Genomic DNA, 10,312 nt, shown 5'->3' on the forward strand with positions numbered 1-10,312 from the left:
ACACGGGCAGCTGCGCCCCCGGCAGCGGCCCAAGTCGGCCCGGCGCACGGCATAGCCGTCCATGGCGCTGTTGTCATGGGGCGGCACCTGCAGCGGCGAGACGGCCGCCACGGCCAGCACGCGGCCATCGGCCTCGAACGTGTCCACCGTGTCGGTGCCGGCCAGCGGCACGGCATGGGCCAGCAGGTCGGCCAGCGCCTCGTCCAGGGGCTTCATCGGGGGGCGGGCGGCAGCAGGCATTCAGCGGACTCCAGGCGGTGGCGGAACATAGTGAAAGCGTGGCCCCTGGGCGATCAGCCAGTCGGCCAGGGCATCGACCGGGCCGGCCCAGCCATCGAAGACAGGCAGCCCGGTGGGCACGGGCAGGCGGGCGGGGGCATCGGTCACCACGGCGACGACGAACGGGTCCTGCGGATAGCGCACGCTGCGCTCGGTGTCATCGGGCGACGGCGAGCGCCACACCTCCACCTTGGGCAGATCGCATTCCTTGAAGCCCTCCACCAGGGCCCAGTCCACCCGGTTGTCCAGTTCGGCCAGCAGGCCGTGCACGTCGGGCTCGGTGGGCTGGGCGAACTCGCGCATCAGCACCATCCGTCGGTCCGAAGCCGCCACCACCTCGAACGCCCCGGCCTCGCGGTGGCGCCAGGTGTCCTTGCCGGGGTGATCGACGTCGAACCGGTGGTGCGCGTGCTTGACCACCGACACGCGCTGCCCGCGCTGGCCCAGCGCCGGAATGAGCCGCTCGATCAGCGTGGTCTTGCCGCTGCCCGAGAACCCGGCAAAGCCCACCACCTTCATTGCGACCTCCTGGGATTTGCTATTAATTCAATAGCAAAAGGGAAAATAAGCACTAGGGCATCGGCCCGATTCGGCACAAAACCCGCCTGGAAGAACTCAGGCGCAGTGGCGGCTGATGTAGGCCTTGACCAGCACCACGTCGGCCGGCATGACCTGCACACGCTTGGGCAGCGCCTCGATGCCCTCGAACTTGGCCGGCCGCTCGGGCGGTTGGCCCAGCGCCTCGACGATGGTCTCGGCGAACTTGATCGGCAGCGCGGTTTCCAGTACCAGCATCGGCACGCCGGGACGGATGTGCTCGCGCGCCACCTTCACGCCGTCGGCGGTGTGGGTGTCGATCGTCACGCCGAAACGCTGGAACGTGTCGCGGATGGTCGCGATGCGGTCTGCGTGCGTGCTCTTGCCGCTCACGAAGCCGTAGCGCCCCGCCGCCTCGGCAAACGCGGGATCGCCGCTCAGGTCGAACGCGCCGTCCCGGGCCAGGGCCTCACCGAACAGCGCCTGCGTGCGGGCGCCGTCGCGGCCGAGCAGGTCGAACACGAAGCGCTCGAAGTTGCTCGCCTTGCTGATGTCCATGGACGGGCTGGAGGTCTCGTGCGTGTCGGCGCTGCCGCGCACGCGGTACACGCCCGTGCGGAAGAACTCGTCCAGCACATCGTTCTCGTTCGTCGCCACCACCAGCTGGTCGATCGGCAGGCCCATCATGCGCGCCACGTGGCCCGCGCAGACGTTGCCGAAGTTGCCCGACGGCACGGTGAAGCTCACCTTCTGGTCGTTGGTGTCGGTGGCCTGCACGTAGCCGGCGAAGTAGTACACCACCTGCGCCAGCAGGCGCGCCCAGTTGATCGAATTGACCGTGCCGATCTTGTACTGGCGCTTGAAGGCCAGGTCGTTGCTCACGGCCTTGACGATGTCCTGGCAATCGTCGAACACGCCCTCGATGGCGAGGTTGTGGATGTTCTCGTCCTGCAGGCTGAACATCTGCGCCTGCTGGAACGCGCTCATGCGGCCGTGCGGGCTGGTCATGAACACGCGCACGCCCTGCTTGCCCTTCATGGCGTATTCGGCGGCGCTGCCGGTGTCGCCGCTGGTCGCGCCCAGGATGTTGAGCGTCTCGCCGCGGCGCGCCAGTTCGTATTCGAACAGGTTGCCCAGCAGTTGCATCGCCATGTCCTTGAAGGCCAGCGTGGGGCCGTTGGACAGGGCTTCGAGCCACAGGCTGTTTTCCAGGTGGCGCAGCGGCACGATCTCGCCGGTGCCGAACACCTCGGCCGTGTACGTCTTCTCGCACAGGCGCTTGAGATCCGCCGCGGGAATGTCGTCGATGTAGAGCGACAGGATCTGGAAGGCCAGCTCCGCGTAGCCCTGCTCGTGGTAGGCACGGCGCAGGCGGGTGAGCGCCGCGTCGTCGATCTGCGGGTAGCGCTCGGGCAGGTACAGGCCGCCATCGGGCGCGAGGCCCTCCAGCAGGATGTCGCAGAAATGCTTGCGGTCGGCGTGGCCGCGGGTGCTGATGTACTTCATATCGATTGATCCGGTGTTGCGGACTTGTTCAAAACGTCCCACAGGTGTTGAAGATTGTCGGCCAAAGGCTGGTCTGAAGGCCGATCCCGCGCCTGGGCTATCGCATCGGCCAGCCACTCCCGGTGGATGCGAGGAAAGGCATTGGACTTGGACCCGTCACATAACGGCAGCAAATTCAACAAGGCCACAGCCCAATCGCGCAAGGAGTCGGGGGCGCGATCCGTCAGCGCCACCAACTGCTCGTCCAACTGCAAGCTGCGTTCGTAGTGCCCTCGCGCTGCAATCGACCGGCCCAGCGCTTGCTGGATATCGCCTATACGACTCAGGGATATCGACAGGTCACGCAGCGCCTGCGGGGCATGGTCGGTGCGTGCCACCAACTGCTCATCCAGTTGGAGACTTCGCTCGCAGTGGCCGAGTGCCGCATTTAGCTGGCCCATCGCTTGCAGGACTTCGCCCATCTTGCTCAAAGACACAGACAGGTCGCGCAGCGCCCGCAGAGACGGATCGGCACGCCCCGCCAACTGCTCCCTCAATTGCAGGCTGCGCTCATAGTGACCTTGCGCCGCGTCCAGTTGATCCAGAGCTTGCAGCACGTCACCCATCTTGCTCAAAGACACAGACAGGTCGCGCAACGCTTGCGGGGCATGGTCGGTGCGTGCCACCAGCTGCTCATCCAGCTGGAGACTTCGCTGGCAGTGGCCGAGTGCCACATCTAGCTGACCCATCGCTTGCAGGACTTCGCCCATCTTGCTCAAAGACACAGCCAAGTCGCGCAGCGCCTGGGGCGACGGATCGGCACGAGCCGCCAACTGCTCCCTCAATTGCAGACTGCGCTCATGTTGACTGCGCGCCGCATCTACCTGCCCCAGTGCTTCAAGAACGTCGCCCATCTTTTCCAAAGAAACAGACAGGTCGCGCAGCGCCTGCGGGGACGAATCGGCACCTGCCGCCAACTGCTCCCTCAATTGCAGGCTGCGCTCATGGTGCCCGCGCGCAGCGTCAAGCTGACCCAGCGCTTCCAGCACGTCGCCCACCTTGTTCAAAGACACAGACAGGTCGCGCAGCGCCTGCGAGGACGAATCGGCACCTACCGCCAATTGCTCTCTCAGTTGCAGGCTGCGCTCATGATGCCCGCGCGCCGAATCTAGCTGCGCTAGTGCTTTAAGAACGTCGCCCATCTTTTCCAAAGACACAGAAAGGTCGCGCAGCGCTTGCGGGGACGAATCGTTACCTGCCGCCAACTGCTGTCTCAATTGCAGGCTGCGCTCGTAGTGATCGCGCGCCGCGTCCGCTCGGCCTAGCGCCCATTGCAGATCGCCCAGCTTGTTCAACGTAACTGATAGGCTGCGCAGCGCCTTTGGGGACTGCTCAGTGCTTTGCGCCAACGCCTCAGCCAACTTCAAACTTTGTTCGTAATAGTCCAAGGCTGTATTAAGTTGGCCCCGCGACTTTTGTACTTCGCCCCACAATCCCAAAAACATGACCTGCACCAACTGCCGCATTGCCACATTTTCAAAAAGGCTATCTGGCCCGTCCAAGGCCTTTGATGGAAGCAGCGTCTCCAACTGCTTCAACGTTTTCTCCGCCAATGCCAATTCCTGCTGCTGTATTGCTTTTTCGACCAAGGCCAAGCCCAAGTTGACATTGATCCGCGCATCGGTTGGGCGCCGATGACTGCTCTTCTTCCGTGGCTTTTTCTTGCGGTAAGCACGCCAAGCCTGGTTCCACATCTTCTCCTGCAACCGCAGCGAGGATGTCGAAGCGGGCAGTACCTCGTGGGCAGTAACCAGTTCAGGGAGTTCGGACAGGCTGGGCGCAACAGCGCGAGGCAGTTCGAGGCTCAGGCTTCGCACCGACCACAGATCCGGCGCCACCGCCGCCGCCAAAGCATCCGCCCCCACCGGAGCAGCAATGACCAAGGCACGCGGATGGCCCAATGCTTGCGCGCGGCGCTCATTCAAGCGCGCCAGAAAATACCTCAGGACCGGGTACTCCGCTCCCTCGGGTGGAGTGCTGGCCTGCGCATCCCACTGCAGCCAGATGGCATTGCGCTCATCGCCCGGATCGGGCTCCAGCACTTGTTGCAGCCAGGGTTGCACAGTGTCCGCCATGGCATCCGGCAAGGCATGCGACGGCAACCGGAGGCAGCGCACCCTTTGGGCGCGGGCACGCAGGCGGCTGTCCAGGTGTTCGCGCACAGCATCCAGTTGCCGGGCATCAGACGACCAGACAAAAATCAAGCAGGCCCCATCGGATCGCAGCACCAGGCGGCGCATGCGTCGCAAGGCCTCGTACTCGGCCGGCGTGGTCAAGGCATGGCGGGAAGCAGCCACGTCAGCCGGATGCAGCGGCAGTGGCACTGGCTTTCAATGCCGCCGCCCTGCTTTGGACCCAATCGCGCAGCATGGGATGCACGGCATACCATGCACTTCCGTTCAGGTAGGCCAGCACATGCTTGCTGGTTAGGTACTGCTGCAAGGTCAGGGAGGTGATTTTTTCCGACAGCTCGGGCTCATGTGATGCCTCCAGCCGTGCCAGCCACGCCACATGCTCATTGGGAATGGCCTTGGGCGGAGCGATTTGCTGCAGTGCATATTCAACCATGCCATCGCTGACGGGCAGCCTGACGATGTCATCGCTCAAAACCACCCGGATGCTTCGCAGATAGTCGCGCAGGTCACCGCCGCACTGGATGGCAATGTGTCGCAGTTGCTGCTCAGAGAAGACCTCCATGCAGCGAGGGAAGCGAGCCTGGATGAGCCTCAACATGGCGTCCACGCCCTCCTTGTCCTCTTGGGCGGAATTGCGTTGAAAGACATGCACGGACGGCATGGTGGCCACCGCTCCCACGCCCAACTGTGCTGGCAACTGGTTGTTCTGCTCGATGAGAAAGGGCGACACCGAATACACCACATGCAGGCCCGGCAGCCGCAGGGCCGCGCCATCACTCAAAAAGAGCTGCTGCAGGCTGGTGTAGATGCTTTCGCTTTGTTCGCCATAGCCGCGGAGCTTTTCGAGCGAATCCGCAATGAGGACGCATTTTTCGCCCTGAGAGCACAGGTCGTCTTTCAGGCGCCGCACGAAATCATGGGCTTGGCTGACGATGCTGGACTGGCGGTTCTTGAGCGCATCCGATACATGATGTCGAAAGGAAGGATCGGTTTGAAGTGCGAACCCCACTTTCGCTTTGAGCCCAGCGGCATCTATGCCCAGGTCGAACCCTTGTGGAAGCAGTTGGGTTTTGCTGAAAAAGTCCCGCAAGCGTTCCGCCGGCGTTTGCCGCCCCTGAATGCTGCCGGCCTCTTGCACCCAGGCAGACAGCAGCGCCACCAGAAAGCTGCCCAGCGTGACCGGCTCGTTGAGGTTCAACCAGTCGGTCAGATCGCAGTAGTAGGCCTTCACCTGCGGGCTGGCAATCTCTGAGCGCAAACGCATCAGTTCCGTGCTTTTGCCACTGCCGATCTGGCCCGTGAACAAGAACACCCCGCCGCCCTCCAGGCGCAGGATCTCTCTCTTGAGACGCGCCACAGCATCGCGCTGCCCGTGCAATCCGTGCACATAGCGATGCTCCCTCAACAGCGCTTCATAGGTGGGAGTGACATCCACCCGAACCGCGTTCGTGAAGTCGGTCAGAAAACGCTCTAGCGCTTCAGGGTTCATGGTCATGGCACAGCCTGCTTTGCAGGCACCTTTTAGTTGAGTTCTTCCTTGCGGATGCGCGTGATGGGGCCCAGCACCGTGGGCAGCGCCTGCATCTGCGCGATGGCGTCGTTCATCGTGCCCTCGCGCGTGTCGTGCGTGAGGATGATGAGGTCGGTCTGCGTGGAACCCTCGCCGCCCACCTCATCGGCCTCGCGCTGCAGCACCGCGTCGATGCTGATGCCGGCCGTGGCGAGCAGGCCCGTGACCTTGGCCAGCACGCCGGCCTCGTCGGCCACGCGCAGGCGCAGGTAGTAGCTGGTGACCACCTCGCTCATGGGCAGCACGGGCAGCGTGCCCATGGCCTGGTCGAGCGTGTGCGACTGGAAGGCCAGGTGCGGCACGCGGTGCTCGGGGTCGACCGAGGCCAGGCGGGCGATGTCCACCAGGTCGGCGATCACGGCGCTGGCCGTGGGCTCGCTGCCGGCGCCCTTGCCGTAGTAGAGCGTGGTGCCCACGGCATCGCCCTGCACCACCACGGCGTTCATGGCGCCTTCCACGTTGGCGATCAGGCGCTTCGCGGGCACGAGCGTGGGGTGCACGCGCAGCTCCACGCCGTCGGTCTGGCCGGAGGCCGCGCCCGCGCCGGAGCGGCGCTTGGCGATGCCCAGCAGCTTGATGCGGTAGCCCAGTTGCTCAGCGTAGCGGATGTCGGCCGCGCCGAGCTTGGTGATGCCTTCCACATAGGCCTTGTCGAACTGCACCGGGATGCCAAAGGCGATGGCCGACATGATGGTGGCCTTGTGCGCGGCGTCCACGCCCTCGATGTCGAAGGTCGGGTCGGCCTCGGCATAGCCCAGTCGCTGCGCCTCTTTCAGCACCACGTCGAAATCCAGGCCCTTGTCGCGCATCTCGGACAGGATGAAGTTGGTGGTGCCGTTGATGATGCCGGCGATCCACTGGATGCGGTTGGCGGTGAGCCCCTCGCGCAGCGCCTTGATGATCGGGATGCCCCCGGCCACGGCGGCCTCGAAGGCCACCATCACGCCCTTGGCCGACGCGGCCGCGAAGATCTCGGTGCCGTGCACGGCCAGCAGCGCCTTGTTGGCGGTGACCACGTGCTTGCCGGCGGCGATGGCCTCCAGCACCAGGGCCTTGGCGATGCCGTAGCCGCCGATCAGCTCGACCACGATGTCGATGTCGGGGTTGGCGATGACGGCGCGCGCATCGCTCACCACCTGGGCGGTGTCACCCACGACGGTCCTGGCGCGGGCCGCGTCGAGGTCGGCCACCATGGCGATCTCGATGCCACGGCCGGCGCGGCGGCGGATTTCCTCCTGGTTGCGTTGCAGCACGTTGAAGACGCCGCTGCCGACGGTGCCAATGCCCAGCAGGCCCACTTGGATCGGTTTCATGATCGAATTACCAGTCAAATTGCACTGCAGCGCTAGTTGAATATGCGCTGGCAGCTATGAAAATAGGAGTAAAAAATCAGGCGGTGCCATGCTGCTGCCGGTACCGGGCGAGGAAATCCGCCAGGCGGCCGATGGCCACGCGCAGGTCGTCCTCGTGCGGCAGGAACACGATGCGGAAGTGCTGTTGGTCGGGGTAATTGAAGCCCGAGCCCTGCACCAGCATCACGCGCGTGGCGCGCAACACCTCCATGAAGAATTGGCGGTCGTCGGCGATGGGGTACATCGCGGGGTCCAGGCGGGGGAACATGTAGAGCGCCGCCTTGGGTTTCACGCAGCTCACGCCCGGGATCGCCGAGATGAGTTCATAGGCCAGGTCGCGCTGGCGCCGCAGGCGCCCGCCTTCCCGGACCAGGTCGTTGATGCTCTGGTAGCCGCCCAGCGCCGTCTGGATGGCCCACTGGCCGGGCACGTTGGAGCCCAGCTTGATGTTGGCGAGCATGTTGATGCCCTCGATGTAATCGCGGGCCACTTCCTTGTTGCCCGAGATCACCATCCAGCCCGCGCGGTAGCCGCACGAGCGGTAGGCCTTGGAGAGCGAGTTGAAGGTCAGCGTGAGCACGTCGGTGGACAGGCTGGCGAGCGCCGTGTGCGTGACGCCGTCGTACAGCACCTTGTCGTACACCTCGTCGGCCAGCAGCACCAGGCCGTGCTCGCGGGCGATCTGCACCAGGGCCTTGAGCAGCTCGTCCGAATACATCGCGCCCGTGGGGTTGTTGGGGTTGATGACCACCAGCCCCTTGGTGCGCGGCGTGATCTTGGCGCGGATGTCGTCCAGGTCAGGCATCCAGCCGTTGGCCTCGTCGCACAGGTAGTGCACGGGCTTGCCGCCCGACAGGCTGGCGACGGCGGTCCACAGGGGGTAGTCGGGCGCGGGCACCAGCAGTTCGTCGCCGTCGTCGAGCAGCGCGTTGGTGGCCATGCCGATCAGGTCGCTCGCGCCGTTGCCCAGGTAGATGTCGTCGAGCGTCACGCCCGCCACGCCCTGCTGCTGGCTGTAGTGCATCACCGCCTTGCGCGCGCCGAAGATGCCCTTGCTGTCCGAATAGCCCGCCGAGTTGGGCAGGTTGCGGATCATGTCCTGCTGGATTTCCTCGGGGGCGTCGAAGCCGAACGGCGCGAGGTTGCCGATGTTCAGCTTGATGATCTTCTGCCCCTCGTCCTCCATCTGCTTGGCCGCGTCCACGATCGGGCCCCGGACATCGTAGAGAACGTTATTGAGCTTCGCGGATTTGTGGATGGTCTTCATGCGCTGGCGAAAAAAAGGACGGGAGCCGGACACGGGGGGACTCAGAGACCCGCCAGGAGGCATTGCCTCTGTGGCGAAACCTATAATTTGACCACAGTTCCCGCAGCGCCCCGGGGCCTTTGGCCCCTTGCAGCGCCCCCTTTTCCCGAACGGGCTCCCCGCCCCCAACGCATGAAATTCCAGCCCGACCGCTCCGAAACGCAGACCATCAGCGCCTACGGCCCCGGCTGGATCGGCGTGGACGGCGAAAAGCTCACGACGAGCGTGATCCTCGGCTCGCGCGGGCTGCGCCAGGCGTGGGACTGCACGCGCTTCGAAGACCTGACGCCGGCGCACTTCGCACAACTGGCCGGGCTCGATGCGGAACTCATCCTTTTCGGCAGCGGCACGCGCAACCGCTTTCCGCCGCCCGCCTGGCTGCAGCCGCTGATGGCCAAGCGCATGGGGCTGGAGACCATGGACACCCCGGCGGCCTGCCGCACCTACAACATCCTGGCGGGCGAGGGGCGCAACGTGGTCGCCGCCCTGCTGCTGGAGCATTGACCGCCAGTTGTGTACTTTGGTTACAGACTGCAGGGCCTGAAAGAGTGCGAAAGAGTCCGTTTCAAGGTAAAATCTCCGGTTGCGGTCGGGGGCCCTCCAAGAGCAATAACACACACCGCTCCCCCGGCTTTTCAACGACTTTCATCCTGAGAGATTGAGTGCCATGGCGATCGTTGTCAACAAACCCCTACCTGAATTTGAAGCCAACGCGACCGGGGGGATCAAGGTCTCCAATACCTCGCATCTTGGCCAGGTTCTGATTCTGTACTTCTATCCCAAGGACAACACCCCTGGCTGCACCACCGAAGCCATGCAGTTCCGCGACAAGTACAAAGATTTCGTCAAGGCCGGCGCAGCCGTCTTCGGCGTGTCGCGCGACAACATGAAGTCGCACGACGACTTCAAGGAAAAGCTCGAACTCCCGTTCGAACTGATTGCCGACACCGAAGAAAAAATGTGCCACATGTTCGGCGTGGTCAAGAACAAGATCATGTACGGCAAGAAGGTCAAGGGCATCGAACGCAGCACGTTCCTGGTCGGCCCCGACGGCATCCTCGCCCACGAATGGCGCGGCCTCAAGGTGCCGGGCCATGTGGACGAAGTGCTCAAGGCCGTGAAGTCCATCAAGGCCCTCAAGAAAGCTGCCTGAAGCCGGCTGCGGCAGGCTGCCGCGGCCCGTCATGGGGAGCATGCATAATGGGTCGATGCTGCTGAGAAACGCAACGCCCTCCCCTCACCCAAAAGCCGCCTTGGCCTCCAGGCGGCTTTTTGCTTTCTGAACATCCCATCGAGGCCATTGCACCATGCCCCTGCCCCCCGCCCCCACCCGGCGCGCCGCGCTGCTTTCTCCGGATGCTTACCACCAGACCGCGGCCCGTGCGGACCTGACCGCCGTTGACGAACCGGTCGAAGCCTTCGAATCCGCCAACCCTCCCGCCACCCGTTCCACCCGCAAGCCCGCGCGCACGGCCCCGTCCGCCCGCGATGCGGCACCCCGCACTGAAAGCACTGCCGCACGCGCCCCCGCGCCAGTGGCCAGCGAGGCACCGCCGCAACCCGGGCAGCGCGCGCCGTCGCGCCGCCC

The 10,312-nt window shown here is 64.5% G+C and carries 8 protein-coding genes and 2 pseudogenes; 3 read left to right on the forward strand and 7 right to left on the reverse strand.

The genetic code is table 11. The features are described from left to right. The 7 genes and pseudogenes from AC27KI_RS13945 to AC27KI_RS13975 form a co-directional block, all read right to left on the reverse strand. A pseudogene (locus tag AC27KI_RS13945) lies at window positions 1–216 on the reverse strand (hypothetical protein); the annotation flags it as partial. Window positions 217–240: 24 nt separating this feature from the next. Next, window positions 241–798 (reverse strand): molybdopterin-guanine dinucleotide biosynthesis protein B, encoded by a 558-nt coding sequence (gene mobB, locus AC27KI_RS13950; RefSeq protein ID WP_284411331.1) that lies wholly within the window; start codon window positions 796–798, stop codon window positions 241–243. Window positions 799–894: 96 nt separating this feature from the next. Next, window positions 895–2,322, reverse strand: a complete 1,428-nt coding sequence (gene thrC, locus AC27KI_RS13955; protein WP_487114331.1) for a threonine synthase — start codon at window positions 2,320–2,322, stop codon at window positions 895–897. After that, the gene (locus tag AC27KI_RS13960) at window positions 2,319–4,637 is read right to left on the reverse strand and encodes a tetratricopeptide repeat protein (RefSeq protein WP_487114333.1); all 2,319 of its coding nucleotides are present in this window, start codon (window positions 4,635–4,637) and stop codon (window positions 2,319–2,321) included. The genes thrC and AC27KI_RS13960 overlap by 4 nt, the downstream gene beginning before the upstream one ends. 22 nt (window positions 4,638–4,659) lie before the next feature. Further along, complete coding sequence (locus AC27KI_RS13965) at window positions 4,660–5,991, reverse strand: hypothetical protein (protein WP_487114335.1); 1,332 nt, start codon at window positions 5,989–5,991, stop codon at window positions 4,660–4,662. Between the two features lie 26 nt (window positions 5,992–6,017). Continuing rightward, the gene (locus AC27KI_RS13970; protein WP_487114337.1) at window positions 6,018–7,379 is read right to left on the reverse strand and encodes a homoserine dehydrogenase; all 1,362 of its coding nucleotides are present in this window, start codon (window positions 7,377–7,379) and stop codon (window positions 6,018–6,020) included. A gap of 76 nt (window positions 7,380–7,455) precedes the next feature. Then, the gene (locus AC27KI_RS13975; protein WP_284405962.1) at window positions 7,456–8,685 is read right to left on the reverse strand and encodes a pyridoxal phosphate-dependent aminotransferase; all 1,230 of its coding nucleotides are present in this window, start codon (window positions 8,683–8,685) and stop codon (window positions 7,456–7,458) included. Between the two features lie 171 nt (window positions 8,686–8,856). Between AC27KI_RS13975 and AC27KI_RS13980 the strand changes: the two genes are divergently transcribed. From AC27KI_RS13980 to AC27KI_RS13990, 3 genes and pseudogenes are all read left to right on the forward strand, one after another. Next, the gene (locus AC27KI_RS13980) at window positions 8,857–9,228 is read left to right on the forward strand and encodes an Mth938-like domain-containing protein (RefSeq protein ID WP_487114339.1); all 372 of its coding nucleotides are present in this window, start codon (window positions 8,857–8,859) and stop codon (window positions 9,226–9,228) included. 163 nt (window positions 9,229–9,391) lie between these two features. Next, window positions 9,392–9,877 (forward strand): peroxiredoxin, encoded by a 486-nt coding sequence (locus AC27KI_RS13985; RefSeq protein WP_272551605.1) that lies wholly within the window; start codon window positions 9,392–9,394, stop codon window positions 9,875–9,877. Window positions 9,878–10,031: 154 nt separating this feature from the next. Beyond that, window positions 10,032–10,312, forward strand: a pseudogene (locus AC27KI_RS13990) (PhoH family protein); the annotation flags it as partial.

The organism is Acidovorax sp. KPB24-03 (assembly GCF_057546605.1).